19 protein-coding genes are annotated in these 22,678 nt (G+C 39.8%); 7 read left to right on the top strand and 12 right to left on the bottom strand.

What is annotated here, in order from left to right; translation table 11 throughout:
• Window positions 1–59 precede the first annotated feature (59 nt).
• Both DXC23_RS05565 and rplQ read left to right on the top strand, forming a co-directional pair.
• Window positions 60–1,013 carry a DNA-directed RNA polymerase subunit alpha gene (locus DXC23_RS05565; protein WP_117705182.1) on the top strand — a complete coding sequence of 318 codons (954 nt, stop codon included), beginning with the start codon at window positions 60–62 and terminating at the stop codon, window positions 1,011–1,013.
• A gap of 36 nt (window positions 1,014–1,049) precedes the next feature.
• Window positions 1,050–1,391 (top strand): 50S ribosomal protein L17, encoded by a 342-nt coding sequence (gene rplQ / locus DXC23_RS05560; protein WP_117705181.1) that lies wholly within the window; start codon window positions 1,050–1,052, stop codon window positions 1,389–1,391.
• An 832-nt stretch (window positions 1,392–2,223) separates the two neighbouring features.
• Here rplQ and ptsP read toward each other — a convergent pair.
• The 10 genes from ptsP to DXC23_RS05510 form a co-directional block, all read right to left on the bottom strand.
• A complete protein-coding gene (gene ptsP, locus DXC23_RS05555) occupies window positions 2,224–3,924 on the bottom strand; it encodes a phosphoenolpyruvate--protein phosphotransferase (RefSeq protein WP_117705180.1) in 1,701 nt (566 codons plus the stop codon).
• 58 nt (window positions 3,925–3,982) lie between these two features.
• Entirely contained in the window at window positions 3,983–4,246 is a 264-nt protein-coding gene (locus DXC23_RS05550) for an HPr family phosphocarrier protein (protein WP_117705179.1), read from the bottom strand.
• Between the two features lie 112 nt (window positions 4,247–4,358).
• Window positions 4,359–6,302 carry a PTS fructose transporter subunit IIABC gene (locus tag DXC23_RS05545; protein WP_117705178.1) on the bottom strand — a complete coding sequence of 648 codons (1,944 nt, stop codon included), beginning with the start codon at window positions 6,300–6,302 and terminating at the stop codon, window positions 4,359–4,361.
• 38 nt (window positions 6,303–6,340) lie between these two features.
• Window positions 6,341–7,246, bottom strand: a complete 906-nt coding sequence (pfkB, locus tag DXC23_RS05540) for a 1-phosphofructokinase (protein ID WP_117705177.1) — start codon at window positions 7,244–7,246, stop codon at window positions 6,341–6,343.
• Window positions 7,243–7,992, bottom strand: coding sequence for a DeoR/GlpR family DNA-binding transcription regulator (locus DXC23_RS05535; RefSeq protein ID WP_117705176.1), 750 nt, complete (start codon window positions 7,990–7,992; stop codon window positions 7,243–7,245). Before DXC23_RS05535 ends, pfkB begins: the two co-directional genes overlap by 4 nt.
• A gap of 316 nt (window positions 7,993–8,308) precedes the next feature.
• Window positions 8,309–10,411 (bottom strand): leucine-rich repeat protein, encoded by a 2,103-nt coding sequence (locus tag DXC23_RS05530; protein WP_117705175.1) that lies wholly within the window; start codon window positions 10,409–10,411, stop codon window positions 8,309–8,311.
• Between the two features lie 212 nt (window positions 10,412–10,623).
• Window positions 10,624–11,802, bottom strand: coding sequence for an acyltransferase family protein (locus DXC23_RS05525; protein ID WP_117705174.1), 1,179 nt, complete (start codon window positions 11,800–11,802; stop codon window positions 10,624–10,626).
• 24 nt (window positions 11,803–11,826) lie between these two features.
• Complete coding sequence (locus DXC23_RS12425; protein ID WP_158552455.1) at window positions 11,827–11,970, bottom strand: hypothetical protein; 144 nt, start codon at window positions 11,968–11,970, stop codon at window positions 11,827–11,829.
• Between the two features lie 2 nt (window positions 11,971–11,972).
• Window positions 11,973–12,284 (bottom strand): hypothetical protein, encoded by a 312-nt coding sequence (locus tag DXC23_RS05520; protein ID WP_117705173.1) that lies wholly within the window; start codon window positions 12,282–12,284, stop codon window positions 11,973–11,975.
• Between the two features lie 565 nt (window positions 12,285–12,849).
• Window positions 12,850–13,419: a Bax inhibitor-1/YccA family protein gene (locus tag DXC23_RS05510; protein ID WP_117705172.1), complete on the bottom strand. Its 570-nt coding sequence runs from the start codon at window positions 13,417–13,419 to the stop codon at window positions 12,850–12,852.
• Between the two features lie 445 nt (window positions 13,420–13,864).
• On the opposite strand from DXC23_RS05510, the gene DXC23_RS05505 reads away from it, so the two are divergent.
• The 5 genes from DXC23_RS05505 (at window position 13,865) to DXC23_RS05485 (ending at window position 19,207) form a co-directional block, all read left to right on the top strand.
• On the top strand, window positions 13,865–14,587 hold the full coding sequence (locus tag DXC23_RS05505; protein ID WP_117705171.1) for an ABC transporter ATP-binding protein: 723 nt from the start codon (window positions 13,865–13,867) through the stop codon (window positions 14,585–14,587).
• Complete coding sequence (locus DXC23_RS05500) at window positions 14,580–16,271, top strand: hypothetical protein (protein WP_117705170.1); 1,692 nt, start codon at window positions 14,580–14,582, stop codon at window positions 16,269–16,271. Before DXC23_RS05505 ends, DXC23_RS05500 begins: the two co-directional genes overlap by 8 nt.
• 42 nt (window positions 16,272–16,313) lie before the next feature.
• Window positions 16,314–17,759, top strand: coding sequence for a nicotinate phosphoribosyltransferase (locus DXC23_RS05495; RefSeq protein ID WP_117705169.1), 1,446 nt, complete (start codon window positions 16,314–16,316; stop codon window positions 17,757–17,759).
• A 14-nt stretch (window positions 17,760–17,773) separates the two neighbouring features.
• The gene (locus DXC23_RS05490; protein WP_117705168.1) at window positions 17,774–18,514 is read left to right on the top strand and encodes a CAP domain-containing protein; all 741 of its coding nucleotides are present in this window, start codon (window positions 17,774–17,776) and stop codon (window positions 18,512–18,514) included.
• Window positions 18,515–18,787: 273 nt separating this feature from the next.
• Complete coding sequence (locus tag DXC23_RS05485) at window positions 18,788–19,207, top strand: potassium channel family protein (RefSeq protein WP_117705167.1); 420 nt, start codon at window positions 18,788–18,790, stop codon at window positions 19,205–19,207.
• Between the two features lie 189 nt (window positions 19,208–19,396).
• Here the strand turns inward: DXC23_RS05485 and DXC23_RS05480 are convergent, their stop codons facing one another.
• Together DXC23_RS05480 and DXC23_RS05475 are read right to left on the bottom strand one after the other, a co-directional pair.
• The gene (locus tag DXC23_RS05480) at window positions 19,397–20,482 is read right to left on the bottom strand and encodes an ATP-dependent 6-phosphofructokinase (RefSeq protein WP_117705166.1); all 1,086 of its coding nucleotides are present in this window, start codon (window positions 20,480–20,482) and stop codon (window positions 19,397–19,399) included.
• Window positions 20,479–22,638: an RNA degradosome polyphosphate kinase gene (locus DXC23_RS05475; RefSeq protein WP_117705165.1), complete on the bottom strand. Its 2,160-nt coding sequence runs from the start codon at window positions 22,636–22,638 to the stop codon at window positions 20,479–20,481. The genes DXC23_RS05480 and DXC23_RS05475 overlap by 4 nt, the downstream gene beginning before the upstream one ends.
• Window positions 22,639–22,678: the final 40 nt, after the last annotated feature.

Genomic DNA, 22,678 nt, shown 5'->3' with positions numbered 1-22,678 from the left:
CAGGTTACACACGCATTGGCTGCGTTATGCAGCCGCATAATGTTTAGGAGGATTCGCGAATGATCGAAATTGAAAAGCCGAGAATTGACACCGAGAAATTAACCGAGGATGGAAAGTACGGCAGATTTGTTGTTGAGCCGCTCGAGCGTGGTTTTGGCAATACATTAGGCAACAGCTTACGCAGAGTATTGCTTTCTTCTCTTGAAGGCTGTGCTGTTACTTCTATCAAGATTGACGGAGTTCTTCACGAATTTTCAACTATTCCCGGCGTAAAGGAAGACGTTACGGAAATTGTTCTTAATATGAAAAGCGTTGTTGCAAAGCTTTACGAAACAAGCCCAAAGGTTGTTGAAATCTCAGCACAGGGTCCTTGCGTAGTAACTGCCGGAGATATTAAATGTGACAGCGAGGTTGAGATTCTCAATCCTGAGCAGCACATTGCAACTCTCGGTGAGGATGCAAAGCTCAATATGGAAATCACCATTGACAAGGGCAGAGGTTATATCCCTGCTGAACGCAACAAGCTTATTAGCGGCAATAATGTTATTGGCGTTTTACCTATTGATTCTATTTATACTCCCGTATTAAAGGTAAACTACACAGTTGACAACACTCGTGTAGGTCAGATCACCGACTATGACAAACTCACACTTGATGTTTGGACAAACGGTGTAATCAACGCACAGGAGGCTGTATCACTTGCAGCTAAGGTGCTTACTGAGCATTTAAACCTCTTTGTAAACCTTTCAGATAAGGCATCAAGCGCAGAGGTTATGGTTGAGAAAGACGATAAGGGCAAGGAGAAAATTCTTGAAATGACTATCGAAGACCTTGATTTGTCGGTTCGTTCATTCAACTGCTTAAAGCGTGCCGGTATTAATACGGTAGAAGATTTGATCAACAAGTCAGAAGAGGATATGATGAAGGTAAGAAACCTCGGCAGAAAATCTCTCGAGGAAGTAATCCAGAAACTCAATTCTCTCGGATTTAGTCTTCAGAAGGAAGACGAATAAACACTTTAAAAACCCAACGGTAAAGGAGTGAACACAATGCCAGGTACAAGAAAATTAGGAAGAACAACTGCTCAGAGAACAGCTATGCTCCGTGCAATGGTTACATTCCTTCTCGAAAACGGCAAAATCGAAACAACTCTTACTCGTGCCAAGGAAGTTCAGGCTATGGCAGAGAAGATGATTACAACAGCTAAAGAAGATAACCTTCACAATAGAAGACTCGTTTTAGGTTTCATTACTAAGGAAGAAGTTACAGTAAAGCTCTTTACTGAGATTGCTCCAAAGTATGCTGACAGAAACGGCGGTTACACAAGAGTAACAAAGATCGGTCCTCGTCGTGGTGACGGTGCTGAGATGGCTGTTATCGAGTTAATCTGATTTTTCGGTAATTAATATTTGCTGAATATATACGCTCTCAACTTTGGTTGAGAGCGTTTTTGTTGTATTATTTTTGATTTTTTAATGGTGATGTAAATAATGGTTTAGCGCACAAAGTTTAGTTTTATAAATTCAAAATTTAGGTCAACCTTTTTAAAGGGTTGCGGGTTTGGGCAGAGCCCATAAAAAGGTTTTATTATTACTTATTTTCTGGCGCAAACAGCAAAGCTGTTTGCGTGTTAGAATTTGTTTGAAAAACAGGCGATATCCTTAAAAAAGTAAAAAAATGTGCCGTCATTGTGTAGCAATGACGGCATAAATTATAAAAATAACTTTTTCTTCTTGCTGTTGCAATTTACAGGCTCTCGCTGTTATGTTCAGTCGCCAAATGAACCATTTGGCTATCAAAAAAATTTGCGATAGCATAAAGTTTTGTGGGCGTTGCCCACACCCACAACCTTTGAAAAGGTTGACCAAACTTTTTTTCTTCGGGACGGAAACTCTTGCCTTTTCATCACATTGTTGCCCGATTGAAAAAGCTAAACATAATCATTTACAAAGCATAAATAAAATCCCTGTTAATTTATTTCGGTTCTGTGATAAATGTTGGGGTAATGATGATATCCTAAAAATTTCAACAAACTAAACAGGCTTCCCCTCAAGGGGAAGCCTTAATAACTATGTTCTTAACTCCAACTATTGACAAAGAACCAAATTTTATAAATTATTGTTAAAATTATTTTCACATAAAGGCTCAGGGCAGTGCTCATATGAACACTGCCCTTTGCAAACTATTATTTAGAGTTGATTATGAAACTTGTTGTCTGATTAATTATAAAAGAGTTTTAAGGTAATCGCTTATCTCTTTTTCTGTGGCCATTGCAAGTACCTTTTCAGCTACTTTGTCTGCCTCTGCCTTTGACCATGTAGAAATAGTCTTTCTCACCTTTAATACCGACGGTGCGGATACACTGAACTCGGTAAGTCCGAATGACATTAATAGCGGCACCATCATTGGATTGGCTGCTGCCTCGCCACACATTCCGACAGGAATATTATTCTTGTTTGCGCAATCAATAATATACTTAATTCCTCTCAGCACACTCGGCTGCAACGGTGAATACAGATATGCAACATCGTCATTGCCTCTGTCGCAAGCCATTGTATAACCCGTAAGATCATTTGTACCGATGCTGAAAAAGTCGGATTCTTTTGCAAGAATATCAGCAATCATAACTGCCGCCGAGGTTTCTGTCATAATGCCGACAGGGATATTTTCGTTGAACTCTACTCCCTGCTCTCTAAGCTCAGCCTTAACCTCTTCTACAAGTGCCTTGCCCTCTCTAAGCTCATCAACCGCTGTAATGAGTGGGAACATAATTCTTACATCACCAAATGCACTTGCTCTTACAATAGCTCTGAGCTGTGTTTTAAATAAATCCTTGTGCTTTAGGCAATATCTTATTGCTCTGAAACCCAAGAAAGGATTTTCTTCCTTTTTAAGTCCGAGATAAGGAATTTCCTTGTCACCGCCGATGTCAAGAGTTCTGATAATAACAGGCTTTCCCTTTAATGTAAGCGCTGCCTTTTTGTAAGCGTCAAACTGCTCGTCCTCGGTTGGCAAAGCGGTTCTGTCCATAAATAAAAATTCAGTTCTGAACAAACCAACGCCCTCGCCGTCTGCATCAACTGCCTTTATTGCATCCTCCGGCTTGCCGATATTGCAGAAAAGCTCGTATTCCTCACCGCTTAAAGCTTTAGTTGCCTTGCCTCTGAAATTTTCAAGTTCTTTGCGCTCTTTAAGAAAATTAATTCTCTTTGTATTGTACTCCTGAATAACAGCGTCATCCGGCTCATCAATTACTACGCCCTCACTGCCGTCAACGATTACATAAGCACCGGCCGAAAGTTTTGAAACCGCACCGTTTACGCTTAGCACGGCGGGAATTTCAAGTGCCCTTGCAAGGATAGCCGAATGAGATGTTTTGCCGCCTGTTTCGGTAATAATTCCGACAATATTTTCTTTATTGATGCCTGCTGTCATGGACGGAGTAAGTTCTTTTGCGACAACTACCGTACCCTTTGGCGCTGCCGAAAGTTTTACTTCTTTTACTCCGAGCAAAATGCTTAGCATACTTGTTTTTAAATCCTTAACATCAGCTGCTCTCTGCTGTGTCAGCTCGTCATCTGTGGCAGAAAACATCGTAATAAACATATCGCACATATACTCAAGTGCAGCCTCGGCACACTGACCGTTGTCAATGAGTTTTTCGATTTCACCGCACATATACGGGTCTTTCATCATCTGAATGTGACCCTCGAGAATTTCTGCCTCTTTTTCACCTGCCGACGCTTTCAGCGCATCTGCTTGAGCGGCGGTATTGTCGCAGAAAATCTGAACGGCATTTCTGAAACGCTCAACCTCTGCCGCTGTATCAGTAACAGTAACATTGTTATATTCAAGTTTTGTTTCTTCAATAATCATTACTCTTCCGAGTCCGATACCCTCGGAAGCGGGTGTTCCGTGTAACATAACCTCACCTGCTTTCAAATTTTAGTAAGAAAGCGTGCCGCAAGACACGCTCCCGTTTTTATTCACCAAGTCCGCTTTCAATAAGCTCTACTGCCTTTGCAAGAGCCTCTTCTTCGTCAGGACCGTTACATTCTACTACAAACTCGCTGCCGCACTTAATACAAGCTGCAATAATATTTAAAAGACTTTTTGCATTGATTTTGTTTGAGTTGAAATCAATTGTAACATCACTCTGGAACTTTGCCATTGCTGTTGCAAATACTGATGCGGGACGCATATGAAAACCTGATGCATTATTTAATGTAAGTTTTTTTGATACCATAATAGAAAACCCCTTTATAATAGTTTTGTGTTAGACAGGGAGGGCTACTCCCTGTCTGAATTAAGTTTATTTTATCATATTTTAAGAAAGAATGGAAGATTTTTTGTTGAAATTATTTAACCTTTTTAACCTCTTTGTTGAGTGGCTTTTTAAGTAAAGCAAGCATAAACATTGAAACTACTGCACCGATTGCAAGAGCAAGGAGGTAGAAATACCATGTACCCTGCATTGTTGCGAATACGAAGATACCGCCGTGAGGAGCCATAAGCTTACAGCCAAAGAGAGCTGAAAATGCGCCTGCTACTGCAGAACCAACGATACATGAAGGGATAACCTGAAGCGGATGACCTGCTGCGTAAGGAATTGCACCTTCTGTGATGAATGAAAGTCCCATTACATAGTTTACGGGAGCATTCTTTCTTTCTTCGTCTGTCCAACGATTCTTGAAGAATGTGTTTGAAAGAGCGATTGCAATAGGAGGAACCATACCGCCGATCATAACTGCTGCCATAATGATGTATGCCTGATCGTCTGCATTTGCAAGGTTAAGTGTTGCGAATGCATAAGCTGCCTTGTTGAAAGGACCACCCATGTCGATAGACATCATACCTGCGAGGAGCGCACAGAGCGGAACCATCATTGCAGGGTTAGAGGCAATAGCGTTAAGGCCGTCTGACATACCTGAGTTAATCATACCCATGAACGGGTTGACTGCGCACATTACAACGAGAATACCGCCGAGTCCGAGAAGCGGATAGATGAGAACTGGCTTGATACCCTCAAGAGCCTTAGGCATCTTATCGCACATTTTTTCAATAGCAAGCATTAAGTAACCGCCTACGAAACCTGCAAGCAAGCCACCGAGGAAGCCTGACGGAACTGTGTTAACAGCACCCGGATCTGCAAAGGTTGCGCCTGATGTTGCAAGGAATCCGCCTACAAGACCAACGAGAAGGCCGGGACGGTCTGCAATTGACATTGCGATAAAGCCGGAAAGAATAGGAACCATAAGGTTAAATGCCACACCGCCGAGTGTCTTAAACCATGCGGCTGCAGGAGTTACCGTACCGAATGTACTGCCAACCTCCTGTGCGTTAACACCGCATGCAATATCAATAAGGAATGCAATTGCAATGAAGATACCGCCTGCTACAACGAACGGGAGCATATGTGATACACCGTTCATAAGGTGACCGTAAGCGCCGCCTCTCTTCTTTGGAGCATCTGCAGAACCGCCTTTGTGATGATATACGGGAACTTCTTTGTTTACAATCTTGTTGATAAGCTCTTCTGGCTTATGAATACCGTCTGAAACGGCACACTGTAAAACGGGCTTGCCGTCAAAACGGGCAAGATTTATTGTGATGTCAGCGGCAATGATGATACCGTCACAATTTGCAATTTCTTCTTCGGTAAGCACATTCTTTGCACCGCCCGAACCGTTTGTTTCAACCTTAATCGGAATGTTAAGGCTGTCGCCGGCTTTCTGGAGTGATTCAGCCGCCATATAAGTATGAGCAATACCTGTTGGACAAGCTGTGATAGCAAGAACTCTGTAACCCTTCTTTGCAGGAACTTCTGCCTTTGGTTCATCGGGGAACTTCTCTGTTTCTTTTGCGTCAATAATAGAGATAAATTCTTTCGGAGTTTTTGCGGCTTTAAGTTTCGCTGTAAAGTCCTCGTGCATTAAAAGCTGCATAAGTCTTGCGAGCACCTCAAGGTGAACATCGCCGTCTGTTGTAGCCGCTATCATAAAAATAAGTTTGCAAGGCTGTCCGTCCGGAGCCTCATAATCTACACCGTTAGGAACTGTAATTGCAGCAAGTGCAGGAGCTTTAACTGCCGTGCTCTTTGCGTGCGGAATGGCAACTTCCATACCGACTGCTGTTGTTCCCATTTCCTCTCTTGCGAGGATTCCTTTCTTATACTCGGCTGCATTTACAAGGTTTCCGCTCTTTTCGTGCAATGAAACTAGCTTGTCGATTGCTGCCTGTTTGTTTGCCACTGATACATTAAGCTCTATGGCACTTTGCTTTAATAAATCAGTAATACGCATAAATTCTTCTCCTTTTTTATTTATTTATTTCTACCCACTCAGAACTGAGCAAGCAATTCTTCGATTTTTTCTTTTGTGGCAAGTCCGTTTAAAAATGCTGTTGCATTTCCGCAGGCACTGCCGAGCTTTAACGCATAGGCGTAATCGTTTTTGTCAATACAGCCGGCTACAAAGCCTGCTACCATCGAGTCACCCGAGCCTACTGTGTTGAGCACCTTGTAGCCTTTAATAACGCCCTCTTTGTGAACCTCACCAAATTCATCTACAAGCAATGCACCGTCACCGCCGAGCGATACGAGAACATTTTTAGCACCCATTTTCTGTAATTCCTGAGCATATTTTACAACATCGTTTTCGGTTTTGACTGTGGTATCAAAAATTTCTGAAAGCTCTTGTCTGTTTGGTTTGATTAAAAACGGCTTGTATTTTAAAGAATTTACAAGCAGCTTTTTGGTTGCGTCAACAACAATTCTTACATCTTTGCCCTCAAGTCTTTCGAGGATTCTCTCGTAAACATCGTCAGGCAGGGTGTTCGGAATATTTCCTGCAACTATGAGTGTGTCGCCGCTTTGAATATTGTCGATTTTATCAAACAAATTCAAAAGTTCTTCTTCGTCAATATGCGGACCTTGACAGTTGATTTCTGTTTCCTCTCCTGCCTTTATCTTGATATTGATTCTTGAAATTCCGCCTTTAAGTGTGATAAAATCTGCTGTGATTTTAGGATTTTTCAGACCTTTTTCAATAGCCTCTCCGGTAAATCCTGCAACAAAACCAAGCGCTGTGCTCTTTATACCGAGCTCCGAAAGCACACACGAAACATTTATGCCCTTGCCGCCGATATAATATTCTTCGCTTGTAGTTCTGTTTGTAATTCCTGTCTTTAGCTCATCAAGACGAACGATGTAATCAATTGATGGGTTTAGTGTAACTGTGTAAATCACTTCATAACCTCCTTGATTATTGTTTTTTCCGAAAACTCCTTGTACGGAAGTTTGTCGGTTATAATACAGCAGTCTTTAATATCCGCAAAGGTAATAGGAAATACCTTTCTGAATTTGGTGTTATCGGCAAGAACAAAAGACATATAGCTCCTTTTTATTACTTCCTCTTTGATCAAGCCCTCGTCCATATCAGGTGTGGTAAAGCCTGCATTAATTTCAATTCCGTTAGTACCCATAAAGGATTTTGTAAAATTATATGTTTTAAGCGACCTAAGTCCCTCTGTACCTACAATAGCCTCGGTAGCCGGCTTTATTCTGCCTGCGATTGTGTAGGTTGTTAAGCCTTTTCTTATCAGCTTTTTTGCGTGTGTAATGCCGTTTGTAACATAGGTTGCGTTTTTATTTGTAATGTAATCCGTGAGAAGATCAGTGGTTGTGCCTGCGTCTATATACACAAAATCCGTATCATTAATAAGTTTGGCACAATAGATAGCGATTGCTTTCTTTTCCTCAAGCATTACGCTTTCTCTTGACTCCACATCAGGCTCATATACGCCCGACAGCTGATGAATTGAGGTTGCTCCTCCGAATACCTTATTCAGCTTGCCCATCTCGTCAAGTGTTGTAAGGTCACGCCTTATTGTTGACTCGGATGTATTTAACAGCTTTGTAAGCTCCTGAACCGTAACCGTATTTTTTTCGTTTAATATTTGAAGTATTGTTTGGTATCTTTCCTGAGTAAGCATTTCCCTCACCTCTTGAGTACATTATAACACCTGTTTCGCCAAAGTCAAGCAAATTATTTCAAAAAAATTCATTAAAATTGAAATTCAGTTAGTTTACATCAAAAATCGCATATAGTTTTATGTATTTTAACAAGTGATTTTCCTTTTACACTTTTAAATCGTTCAAATTCAGTCATAAATCAGTCAAGATTATTCAAAAATATTCTATCCCGATTACTGTCTTTTTATTCCCGTATTTTGTCATTTATAAAAGCAAAAAGCTGTTCGGTAACTCTTGCCCGAACAGCTTTAAAGTACTTTTAATATTAAATTTTAATTACGAAGCAATAATAGTCTGAATCTTTGTAACATCGGCAACATCAATTTTACCGTCGCCGTTTGCGTCTGCCGCCTTTGTATTTTTAATTACATATGATGAATTGCCCGAAAGATACATCTGTAAGTATGTAACATCCGATACATCTATTTTGCCGTCATTATTTATATCACCTACAGGTACAGTTTCCTCCTGCAATGCTTTGAATGTAATTTTATTTTTGGTTGCGTATGTCTGCGCCTTTGTATTTTTATAGCCGTAAATTATAAATCCGTCAACAACTCTGCCATCACTATAGCCCACTGCGGTTGTACCAAAATATGTAACACTCTTTGGAATAGTAATAGATTTCATAGCTTGGCAATTTTTAAATGCAGATGTTTCGATTGATGTAAGAGTATTCGGCAAAGTTACCGAGGATAATTTTGTACAGTCATAAAAGGACATTGAACCTATTTTTTTAACTGTATTTGGAATGGTTATCTGTGTCAGATTTGTTGCTTTACTAAACAAATTATTCGGCACTGATGTTGCTCCGTTTTCTATAGTGGCTGTTTTTAGTCCCGAATCTTCAAACACATCATTGCCTGCTTTGGTTACAGTCTTCGGTATTGTAATTGTTGTGAGCGCTGTTGTTCCGTTAAATGCGCTATAGCCGATTTCGGTAAGAGTATTTGGCAATGTTACCGATGATAGACTTTTACAACCGTAGAATGACATTGAGCCGATTTTTTTAACTGTATTCGGTATAGTTACTTTAGTTAAATTTTTAGCGTTACTGAAAAGATTGTCTGCTACTGCTGTTGCACCGTTTTCTATAGTGGCTGTTTTTAGTCCCGAATCTTCAAACACATCACTGCCTGCTTTGGTTACAGTCTTCGGTATTGTAATTGTTGTGAGCACTGTTGTTCCGTTAAATGCGCTATAGCCGATTTCGGTAAGAGTATTTGGCAATGTTACCGATGATAGACTTTTACAACCGTAGAATGACATTGAGCCGATTTTTTTAACTGTATTCGGTATAGTTACTTTAGTTAAATTTTTAGCGTTACTGAAAAGATTGTCTGCTACTGCTGTTGCACCGTTTTCTATAGTGGCTGTTTTTAGTCCCGAATCTTCAAACACATCACTGCCTGCTTTGGTTACAGTCTTCGGTATTGTAATTGTTGTGAGCACTGTTGTTCCGTTAAATGCGCTATAGCCGATTTCGGTAAGAGTATTTGGCAATGTTACCGACGAAAGTTTTTCACAATGATAAAATGACATTGAGCCTACTTTCTTTACTGTATTCGGAATTGTTACTTTAGTTAAATTTTTAGCGTTACTGAAAAGATTGTCTGCTACTGCTGTTGCACCATTTTCTATAGTGGCTGTTTTAAGTGCCGAACCGTTAAATACATTATTACCGGCTGTTGTAACCGTTTTTGGAATTGTAATTGTTGTGAGCGCTGTTGTTCCGTTAAATGCGCTATAGCCGATTTCGGTAAGAGTATTTGGCAATGTTACCGACGAAAGTTTTTCACAATGATAAAATGACATTGAGCCTACTTTCTTTACTGTATTCGGAATTGTTACTTTAGTTAAATTTTTAGCGTTACTGAAAAGATTGTCTGCTACTGCTGTTGCGCCGTTTTCTATAGCGGCTGTTTTAAGTGCCGAACCGTTAAATACATTATTACCGGCTGTTGTAACTGTTTTTGGAATTGTAATTGTTGTAAGTGCTGTTGTTCCTTCAAATGCATTATAGCCAATTTCCGTAAGATTGCTTGGTAATGTAACTTTTGAAAGTTTTGTACAATTGTGAAATGCCATTGAACCGACAACTTTTATTGTATTTGGTATTTTAACAGAAGTTAATGTGCTATTGTTGTAAAAAGAATTATCAGAAATTTTTACAACATTTTTATTTAAAATTTGTGACGGAATTGTAATATCGGTTGCTATACCCTTATATCCCGCAATATTTACGGTATCATCTGAATTTACAGTATATTCATAGTTGCCGCTTATAAAAATAGTTGCCGCATTTGCTGTAATTGAAATCACAGATAACCCGCTTACAGCTAAAACCACAGCAATAATTAATGCTAAAAATTTTTTCATTTATTTTCTCTCCTTGTCATTATAACAAAATATTTTATATACTTCTCAATATACAATAAAAATAATAGCAAATATGAAATTTACTGTCAATACAAAATTGTGCAATTCAGTTACTTGCACAAGCACTTGAATTTTTAGTATTTTTATTTGGGAATTATTGCAGTATCTGATTTTATAATGTAAAAAGAGCGCCCATACCGAGCGCTCCTAAATTATGCTTTTGACTTTGAAATATTGGGGGTGAATGCGGATTTAATGGATTTCCACACCTTTTTCTGAATAACTCCGATAAGAATGGAAAAGAAAATTCCTACCGCAAGGTAGATTATAGCATAACTGTAAACTCCGTTTGGCATATAGAAATACCAGATAGTTTCTTTCATTGTCTGAATACTGAAATCAGAGAAAAGCGGAGTTATGCGGCTTATTAAATAGAACAGCCATTTTACCAACATAAAGCCTGTAAGGTGGTGAATCATTATGCTGTATGTATTGTCGGCTACAAGCAAAATCGGTTTCCAATGCTTGATAATCGGCGCAATGAGCTTTGACACTCTAAGCCAAAAGGCAATACCTGTAATTGCCGTAATGTACGGAATTATACAGCCGTTTTCAAACTGATTGCACTTTGACGGTGTGTACTCAAGGTTCTTAAAGAATGTAAGCAAAATGAGCTGAACCGCAAAGAGAATGCCAAAATACGCAAAGCTGTTGAGGTTATCGTGCTTTTCAAGTTTTGCCTTATAGAACTTGCCAAATTCAAAGCATGGCAAAAAGAACATAGTCCTGAACAGTAAGAGCATTGGTCCGTGAAAGCCGTTAGGTGTTTCTATTGAAGTCTGAACGGCAACCATACCAACCACCGAATATACAATAAGAATGATATACTCGTTATTGAGTTTTATAAGGCTCAACAGCTTTCTGAAAAGTATGTTGATAATATACACGCAGAACAGAGGATATACAAACCACGAACCGAGGTTGTATTGGAATGCCTCACCGTCTACAAACGGCATAATAAAGAGGTTATACGGGTTTACATCTGCACCCGAAACATATCCGCAGTTTTTCATAATAATTACGAATATACCGTATGCAATATTCCAAAGATATGCGGGGATAAGCAGTCTTTTTGCTCTGCCCCATATGTACTTTAATACATTATCCTCGTGCTTGTCCTTGTAGAAATAACCTGAAATGAACACAAACAAGGCAAGGTTAAAGGAATAAATCGGAAACCAATCATACGCAAGGGAAATTCCTCCCTTGTAGCAATGTCCCGAAACTATAATTATAATTCCTATTGCCGACAGCAGTTTAAAGCTGAGGTTTACTCCGCTGTCGGATTGAGCAACCGCATTTGTCAATCGTTTACTACCATTTTTACTCATAAATATTTACCCTTTCTCATTTTACTAAATAAACTCTGCCCAATAATACTGCGACATATATTCGTTCATATATGAATTTACAGTGCCTGCGTCAAGCTTTACCTCTCTGATAGAATCAACAAGCATTTCAAGCGCAAGCGCCTCGTCATCTGCTGCAAGTATTTTCATAATTAATCCTCCTTTGTGTCTTTAAAAATTTTAATTGTAGATACAGTTCCTTTGCCTGCCTCGCTTTCAATGGTAACATCGCCGTTGCACATTGTTGAAATTCTTTCTTTAATGTTTTCAATGCCGAGATGTGTCGGGGTTCGGTTTTGTGGATTGTCAATGATAAGCGGCATATAGTAATTGAGCGTATCAAAGAGAAAATAAAGACCGCCGAAGAAAGCTACCGGCGCAAAGCTGAAATTTTGCAGCTTTGATTTTCTCATAGGCACACCTGCAAGCGAGAATGTGAGTATGCCGAGGAATGACATAAGCATTGATTTTTCCTTTAAAAGTTATCGACTTATAATTATTATTTAAAAACGGGTGATCCCTGTCAAGTTTAAAGGTATCGCCTTTGTCGGTTGTGTATTCGCCCGTCAGAGTTACAGGCGTAACGGAATAGCCGCTGCTTGTAGCAAATGTTTTTGCGGTAATGCAAAATACTACCGGCAGCACTACAAACAATATGGCAAATACTACATTTAGGCTGATGCCCAGCCTACTCTTTTTCAAAATAACACCCCACAAATTATTTTCTACACTATTATACAACTAAACCACAATATGCACAAGGAGAATATCCGCAACTATATTTGTGTATATTTTTATATTAAAGCAAAAATCCCACTCCAATATCGGAATGGGATTCTTGCAATATATAAAATCAAACTTCCATTTACTTAACCAACAGAAAATGTTGTCCTAAACGACCTTTTTGTATGTTTGATAATTGATAGGTTTTTAAAATTACGCTCATATGCGTATCTCCTTAAAAGTTGATTTAGCTCTTTGCGCTGTAAATTCTCATTAAGAGGTCAAGAACCTTGAAGTAGAGCCAAATTACTGTAAAAGCAAGACCGAATGATACTGCCCACTCGTCTTTCTTTGGTGATGATTTTCAACAGTTTCACGAATTACCTGAAAGTCGCTGATGAGGAATAAAGCTGCAATTACAATAAATACAACTGACATTACAACACCGAAGATTGGATTATCTGCAAAAACCAATACAAAACCTCTTGTTGCAGGAATAAGGAAAGCGATAAAGCCAAGAATTGAAATGCCGATTGTTGAAAGTAAAAGTGTAAGAGTAACAGCTTTGAACTTGTCGGTAGCTCTGATTTTGCCTGAAGTAAAGAGTAAAAGCATAGCGAATACAATTACAAGAGTAATAACTGCTGCCCATACAATTAAATTTGAATAAGCGCCCTTATAGAAAACTGAAATTGCTGCAATAATAATGCCTTGGCTGAGTGTGTAAAGTGTACCGCTTACAGGTGCTGTACGCTGAGTAAATATAGCAACAAACGGTGCGATTGTGCCTACGATAGCTGCAACGCCTGTAACCATCATCTGCGGAAGGTAAAAATCAAAAATTCCGCTATTAATATGATGACCAAATGCAAGCATTGGAGAGATTAAGCAAGAATAAAGCAAAGCCTGCAACGGTTGCAGCGAGGAAATAAAGTGTCTTTACCAATATGCCCTTATATGTTGCGCAGCTCGAATCGGTTGCTCATGCGCTTGATTTAGACATTCTTCTTAATACAGGGTTTGAGCTAAATAATGTTGATGATCTTTGTGTTTGGTTTTGATTGAGTTTGTAAGTTGTCATAATGATTTCTCCTTTAAGAAATGAAAGTTTGTCTGTTTGATTTTCTATGCCTTTATTATACAGACACAACTATGACAACATCGGGACAAATACGGACAAAATTTTTATTTTTTCTTTTGCAAACAATAAATATACCATTATATATCGTCAATATTTAAAAACATTATAAAAATAATTGACAATGCAAGCCTATGATTTTATAATATTTATATAAATACAAATACATAAGGGGTTGAAATTATGATAAAATTCAATAATGTTACAAAGGTGTTTAACAACACCCTTAAAGCGGTAGACGATTTGTCCTTTAATGTAAACAAGGGCGAAATTGTAGGCTTTATCGGGCCAAACGGCTCGGGAAAAACCACCACAATAAAAATGCTGACGGGTATTTTATCAAGCGACAGCGGAGAAATCAGCATTAACGGCTACGATATTAAAAAAAATCCGCTTGAGGCTAAAAAAAGCATCGGCTACATTGCCGACAGTCCCGATATGTTTTTAAGGCTTAAAGGAATTGAATTTCTCAATTTTATAGGCGACATATACAAAGTTCCCACCGATGTGCGCAAAAAGAGATTTACCGAGGTTTGCGACAGATTCGGTCTTACCGACAGTCTTAAAGCTCCTATGCTGAGCTATTCGCATGGTATGCGCCAAAAAATTATGGTTGCCGCCGCACTTGTTCACAATCCCGATGTATGGATTCTTGACGAGCCTTTAATCGGTCTTGACCCAAAAAGTGCCTTTGAACTAAAGTCTATGATGCGTGAACACGCCGACAAGGGCAACTGTGTATTTTTCTCTACTCACATACTTGAGGTAGCGGAAAAGCTCTGCGACAAGGTTATTATCATTAAAAAGGGCAGGTCGCTGTATGACGGCACTCTTGATAACCTTTGCAGTCAGAACACAGGCAAATCACTTGAACAAATCTTTTTGGAGCTGACTGAAAATGAGTAATTTCTTAACTTTATTAAAAACCTTTATAAAAACAACCGAGCTTACCTCGGCTGAAAAAAAGCGCTCAAAGCACTTTTATAAAATTATGGGCACTGCCGTTGTTCTGCTGATTATGATTCCCGCAGGACTGCTTGTCGGCATAATAACCTATGCGCTCACTCTCGGCGTAATGTCTTACGGTGGCACAACGCAGGGCGCAAATGTAATTTTACATATTATATCCATTTTGTCGGTAATCTTCGGTATTAATGTAATCATTAATATATTTTACTTTTCAAACGATATTGAAAATCTAATTCCTCTGCCGTTAAAGCCGAGGGAGATTGTAAGCGCTAAGTTTGCCTATTCTCTGCTTTCTGAGAACATTATGGAGTTTATCCTGATTCTCGGCGCTTGTGCAGGCTTTATGTGTGCGCATGGATTTTCGGCTACGGGTATAGTTGCCTCATTAATCGGCATTTTAACCGTTCCTATAATTCCTCTTGCCTACTGCGGAATTATTGCCGTTATATTTATGTATTTTACCCATTCGGTAAAAAATCGTGATTTTCTCAACAAAATCACAGGTATCGGCACTGCCGTACTTATAGTAGGCTCATTGGTAGCCCTCGTGAGCGTGAGCGGATTTAATCCCGAGGCAATCGTCAGCTCACTTGCAAGTGCCGACAACGGATTTTTAAATGTAATGAACATTATTTTTCCGCACATTCCGCTTATGATGGATTCTATCTCAAGCGAATCCGTATATCAACTGCTTTTATACTTGCTTGCAAATGTAATTTTTGTTGCAGTCTTCCTTTTCCTTGCATCAAAAATGTATATCAAAGGTGTGTCGGACATCAATACAACAAAATCAAAGCGCAGTAAAAGCATTGCAGGACAGGCTATTGAAAAATCTGTTCAGAAGGACATTTTTGCAAGCTACCTTAAAAAGGAATTTTTGGTGCTTTTCAGAACACCGCCGTTCTTTATGGACTGCATTGCCATAAATCTTTTGTGGCCTGTATTTATGGCTGTTATTATGATTTTGCAGGGAAGTACAAACTTTTTGTCGGGTGTGCTGACTCCGTACCTTGCAGGCGACCGGAAAAGCATTACAATCATCACTGTATCCGCCGTTGTAATCTCGGCACTTGTTACGGCAATCAACAGTATTGCCTCGTCCTCAATATCAAGAGAGGGCAAGCATTTTCAGTTTATGCGCTACATTCCTGTTGGACTGAGAACGCAAATCAACGCAAAAGCTCTCGCAAGCATAATAATCAGCGGCTCAGTTATGGTGCTGTATGTAATAGCATTTAATGTGTACTGCGCAATACTCGCAACAACATTTAATCCGTTTGTTTTCATAGTAACTCCGCTTATTCACATTGCCCTGAGCTTGATTTGCGTTGTGTTTGTTACCTACCTCGGAATATTTTTAGACACCATAAATCCTAAGCTTGTGTGGGACGATGAAATAAACGCACTGCGTGGCAACTACAATACAGTAATAAATGCGGCTATAATTATTGCAATTACCGCCGCTATCTGCACAATTTCTCTTGTATTACTATGGATTTTTAGCGTTGAACCTGCTATAATTAACCTTGGACTTGTTATAGTAATGTGTGTTCTTGCTGTTGCGGCACAAAAAGTTTGCCTTAAAAAGGGCGTAGCAAATCTTGAACAGATTGAAAGCTGATAAGTCCGAATAAATTGGAATTAAAATTTCAGGTGATTTATAATGACAGAAACTAACTATTCTATGCTCTGCGATTTTTATGAGCTTACAATGTCAAACGGCTATTTTAAAAACGGCTTTTACAAAAAGAATGTTTACTTTGATCTTTTCTTCAGAAAAGTGCCCGACAACGGAGGTTTTGCCATTGCCGCAGGTCTTGAGCAGGTAATTGACTATATCAAAAATCTTCACTTTTCTGAAAGCGATATTGAATATCTCAGAGAAAAAGGAATTTTTGACGAAGAATTTTTGAAATATCTTGCAAACTTTAAATTTACAGGCGATATTTACGCTATACCGGAGGGAACTCCTATCTTTCCTAACGAGCCGATTATCACTGTAAAAGCGCCTGCTATTGAGGCTCAGCTGATTGAAACCTATCTCCTGCTGACAATCAACCACCAAACGCTTATTGCAACAAAGGCAAACAGAATCGTTCGTGCGGCTCAGGGCAGAACAGTGCTTGAGTTTGGCTCACGCAGAGCGCAGGGCGCAACAGGTGCTGTTGACGGTGCAAGAGCGGCATATATAGGTGGTTGTGCAGGTACAGCCTGTACGCTTACAGACGCACTCTATGGTGTTCCTGCCGGCGGTACAATGGCTCATTCATGGGTACAGATGTTTGACAACGAGTACACTGCTTTCCGCACCTACTGCGAGCTTTATCCCGAAAACCCTACATTGCTTGTTGATACCTACAACACACTTAAAAGCGGTGTTCCAAACGCAATAAAGGTGTTTAAAGAAGTGCTCGTTCCAAAGGGAATTAACGAGTTTGCAATCCGTCTTGATTCGGGCGATATCTCGTACCTCTCAAAAAAAGCAAGAAAAATGCTTGACGAGGCAGGGTTGCCGAACTGCAAAATTGTTGCGTCAAACTCTCTTGACGAGTATCTTATCCGTGACCTTATGATGCAGGGCGCTCAGGTTGATGTTTTCGGCGTTGGTGAAAGACTTATCACCTCATCAAGCTCGCCTGTATTTGGCGGCGTATATAAACTTGTAGCTGTTGAAGAGCCTACAAGCGGCGAGATTATCCCTAAAATCAAGGTCAGCGAAAATACAACAAAAATCACAAATCCGCACTTTAAAAAGCTCTACCGTTACTATGATAACGAAAGCGGCAAAGCGCTTGCCGATGAGCTTTGTGTGTACGACGAAGTTATGGATTTCTCTAAGCCGCATACAATTTTTGACCAAAATGCTACTTGGAAAACAAAGACTTTGACTGACTTTACAGCGAAAGAACTTCTTGTGCCGATATTTAAAAACGGCGAGTGTGTGTATAACTCACCAAGCATTGAAGAAATTGCTAAATACTGTAAAGACCAGATCGGACTTCTTTGGGACGAGGTTAAGAGATTTGAAAATCCGCATAACTACTATGTTGACCTTTCCAAAAAGCTCTGGGATATTAAAAATATTCTCCTCAATATTTATCAAAGCTGATAAAAGGTGCAGATATGAAAAAATTAAAACAAATTATAGCCGTAATTCTATCGGCTGCTGCGGTAATTTCAACTGCGATGGTGTCGGTATCGGCGCAAGACTTGCAAGACTATGACTTAAACGGTGACGGAAAATTTGATGTGGTTGATGTTACATACTTGCAGATCAACATATCGGGCGACGGTCAATTAACCGATGAACAGAAAAAAATTGCCGACTACAACAATGACGGCAAAATTGATGTTCAAGATGTAACCACAGCACAAATTCTGATTTCGAGCGGAGATACTCCAACCGCTCCTACCACTCAGCCGACCACCGCTCAGCCAACAACACAACCGCAGCCAACAACAAAACCTGTTTCGCAGGCAAGCTACAACAGAGAATTTGCCGATAAGGTAATTGAGCTTATAAATGCCGAAAGAGCCAAAGAGGGTATTCCGGCACTGCAAAAGGATACTACAATCACTAATGCGGCAGACACAAGAGCAAAGGAAACAGTTACACTATTCTCTCATCAGCGCCCAAATGAAACAAGCTGGATAACAGCACTGATTGAAAACAATGTTTTCTTTAGTGCGGCAGCCGAAAATATTGCTAAAGGACAGACTACACCTGCTCAGGTTGTAAAAGCATGGATGGAGTCACCGTCACATCGCCAAAACATTATGAACAGCAATTATAACAAAATCGGTGTGTCCTGCTATGTTGACAATAATGTTTATTATTGGGAACAGTTATTTGTAAAAGGCTAAATAGTTATTAAAGTCCGACTTTTAAAGGTCGGACTTTTTTATTATGGTGGTTTAGCGAATCATCGGTCGGGTAACGAAGTAAAGCAAAAGCAAAACTTTTATATTCGGGACAAATAATAAGCTGTTTGCTAAATTTGCTGCCCGACCAATACCGTAATTAAAATTAAATACGGGAAATGAGCAAATTTACAAATAAAAATCGTATTTTTAATTTTATTGACTAAATCGGGCAATATTGATATAATTTTGTTAAATAAGGCAGGCGGTGGAATTATGAAAAAAACTCGGCTTATAAAAATTGTGCTAAAACGAACAGGCGCATTAAAATTTTTGACTACATACATAATCATCTTTGCTTGTGTGAGCGTGGGTGTATGGATAATAGAGCCTAATATAAAAAGCATTTTTGACAGTATATGGTATTGCTTTAGCGTGGCAACAACAATCGGATTCGGAGATATAACAGCTGTTACAATTTTAGGCAGAGCCATGTCAATATTCCTTTCTATCTGCTCAATTCTCATAATTGCTGTTGTACCCGGAATAATAACGAGCTATTATATTGAAAGCACAAGGCTGAGAGAGAAAGAAAGCATCGCAAAGTTTCTTGATGACCTCGAACATCTGCCGGATCTTTCAAAGGAAGAGTTGCAAAGCCTCTCTGAAAAGGTTAAAAAGTTTAATAGGAAATAAATTAACAGGGACTTTATTTATGCTTTGTAAATGATTATGTTTAGCTTTTTCAATCGGGCAACAATGTGATGAAAAGGCAAGAGTTTCCGTCCCGAAGCAAAAAAGTTTGGTCAACCAATAAATTAAAAGCGTTCACTAACTTAAAAAGTGGTGAACGCTTTTTTCAACATTTCAAACACAAAATGTTAATTATTTTTCGTCGCCAAAGGCAATGCCCATTTTCCTTGCGGCGGCTACGATTTCGTGGTCGGCAGGAACGGCTTTCAGCTTGCCTGCAATTTCCTCAAGCGGTACGGCAACAACCTTGTTGTTTACAAGCGCTACCATTTTGCCATAGTTGCCGTTTATGATAAGCTCAGCGGCGGCAATGCCAAAGCGAGTAGAAAGCACTCTGTCATATGCGTCAGGACTTCCGCCTCTCTGGAAATGTCCGGGCACTGTAACTCTTGTTTCCTGTCCTGTTGCATCCTGAATTTCCTTTGCAATCTTATATGAGATTGACGGATAGGCAATTTCAGCTAAAGCAGCCTTTCTCTTTTTCTTAGGCATTGCGGCAAGCTCCTTTGAAATTGCGCCCTCGGCAACGGCAAGAATTGAAAATTTCTTTCCGCTTTCGGTTCTTTTCTTAATTGTATTAATTACGGAATTAATATCGTACGGAATTTCCGGAATTAAAATAACATCTGCACCGCCGGCAATACCTGCATACAAAGTCAGCCAGCCAACCTTGTGCCCCATAACCTCAACAATGAAAACTCTTCCATGTGAGGTTGCGGTGGTGTGAATACAGTCGATAACATTTGTTGCAATGTCAACGGCGCTTTGAAAACCAAATGTTTTATCTGTACCCCAAAGGTCATTGTCAATTGTTTTTGGCAGAGAAACAACATTCAAGCCCTCTTCACGCAAGAGGTTTGCGGTTTTCTGTGTGCCGTTTCCGCCGAGAACAACAAGGCAGTTAAGCTCAAGTTTTTTATAGTTCTTTTTCATTTCGGCAACTTTATCAACGCTGTTTTCGTCAATAACTCTCATAAGTTTGAACGGCTGTCTTGATGTGCCGAGAATAGTACCGCCCCTTGTAAGAATACCCGAAAAATCATCAGGTTTCATCATCCTTGTTTCGTTGTAAATAAGTCCTCGGTAGCCGTCAATAATGCCGATAATCTGCACGCCGTCATTGCCGCAATTCTGATAAAGTGTTTTTGCGACTGCACGGATAGTAGAGTTAAGTCCCTGACAGTCACCGCCGCTTGTTAAAATACCGATTCTTTTCATTCTGCTTTTTCTCCTTCCTTTGCAGGTACTATAGGAGTGCCTACTGTTCTTACATATGTCTGTTTTTTAACGGCATTTTGTGCCTGTTGTGCAAGTTTTGAAAAATGTTTTTGGCTGTTAAGTCGTTTTTTGCCACGCTTATCTACAAGGTGATATGTGGTGTCGGGTAACTGCTTTCTTGCATTTACCGTGTCTTTTAGCGTAACTTTTAAAATCTGTTCAACCCTGTTTTTAATGTCTTCGTCCTCAACAGGGAACACAAGTTCAACTCGTCTGTCAAGGTTTCTCTGCATCCAGTCGGCACTGCCGAGGTAGTAGAGAGGATTGCCGTTGTTTTCAAATTTAAAAATTCGGCTGTGCTCAAGGAGCTGTCCTACAATGCTTATTACCTTTATGTTTTCGCTCCAGCCTTTTAATCCCGGAATAAGACAGCAAATGCCACGCACGATAAGCTCAATTTTTACGCCTGCCTGCGATGCCTCGTAAAGCAAGCTGATGATTGCAGGGTCTACAAGTGAATTTACCTTTGCGGTAATTGACGCAGGAAGTCCCTGCTTTGCATTTTCAATTTCCTTTCTTATCATTTCCTCAAAGAAAGGTCGCATACCTTGAGGAGCAACAATAAATTTATTGTATTCGGGCGGTAAAGAATAGCCTGTAAGTGTGTTGAATAATGACGATGCGTCAAGGCCGTATTCTTCACGGCAGGTAAACATACCGATGTCTGTGTAGAATCTCGCTGTGCTGTCGTTGTAGTTACCTGTACCCATATGCAGATAACGGCGGATTCCGTCTTTGTCTTTTCGTACAACAAGGCAGATTTTGCAGTGAGTTTTAAGACCTGTAAGACCGTAAATTACATGACAGCCTGCTTTTTCAAGTTTGGTTGCCCACTGTATGTTGTTTTCCTCGTCAAAACGAGCCTTAAGCTCAACGAGTACGGTAACCTGCTTGCCGTTTTCAGCGGCTTTAATAAGTGCCGCAACGATAGGAGAGTTGCCGCTTACACGATACAATGTCTGCTTGATTGCGAGTACATCGGGGTCTTTTGCGGCTTTTTTAACAAAGTCAACCACTACATCAAAGCTCTCATATGGGTGGTGCACAAGTCTGTCTTTTTCACGAATAGCCTCGAAAATATCGTTGCAATCATAAAATTCGGCAGGCGGATTAACAGGTGTAATCGGCTCAAAACAGAATTTTTCGCAGCCCTTTATTCTTGCAAATTTAGAAAGGAAAGTGAGGTCAAGCGGACCGTGCTGTACATAAATTTCGTCCTCGGTTACATGCAATGCATCTACAAGGAATTGGCGGATTGACTTGTGGCATTTTTTAGAAAATTCAAGTCTTACAGGCACACCACGCTGACGCTTTTTAATGGATTTTTTAATTTCCTCCATAAGGTCTTCCGTGTCCTCGTCAATGTCAAGGTCAGAGTCCCTTGTGATTCTGAAAGCTGCCGACTGTTTGATGTTATAAAGCTCAAACAGTTCGCCCAAATGAATGGTAATAATTCTTTCAAGGGTTATAAAGTCACGCTTGCCCTTTGCAGGGAGTTCCAAAAATCGTGGGAGAATCGACGGCACCTGCACAAGTGCGTAAAATTCTTCACCCTCGGCATTTGTCAGCAAAACCGCAATGTTAAGGCTCTTATTTGCAAGCAAAGGGAACGGACGGCTTGTGTCAACCGCCATCGGTGTGAGAACAGGGAATACCACTCTCTGAAAATAATCGTCTGCAAATGCTTTTTGCTCGTCGGTCATTTCATCTGCCTTAACAAAGTTAATGCCGTTTGCTCTCAGTGACGGAATAATGGAACGATTGTAGCAGTTGTACTGCTTTTCGGCAAAGGCATGTACTTTTTCACTGATTTTTTTCATCTGCATTTTAGGTGTAAGTCCCGATGGGTCGGGTTTGTTTGTGCCACGATGAATATTATCAAGTACGCCTGCAACACGAACCATAAAAAATTCGTCAAGGTTTGAGGCTGTAATTGAAAGGAAGTTACATCTTTCCATTATAGGATTTTCCTTTTCAAAAGCCTCTTCAAGTACACGGGCGTTAAAATCGAGCCAGCTTAGCTCTCTGTTATTGTAAGGCATTTCAAGCCATTTTTTTAAATCTTGTTTCTTTTTTACATCAATTGTTGAAGTCATTATATCACTCCTTATTATTCTTATTATATTGTTAAATCTT

This window comes from Eubacterium sp. OM08-24 (assembly GCF_003438075.1).
Taxonomy (GTDB): Bacteria; Bacillota; Clostridia; order Oscillospirales; family Acutalibacteraceae; genus Ruminococcoides.
Note: the sequence above shows the minus strand (reverse complement) of the source record. Positions and strands in the feature narration are given on the sequence as shown.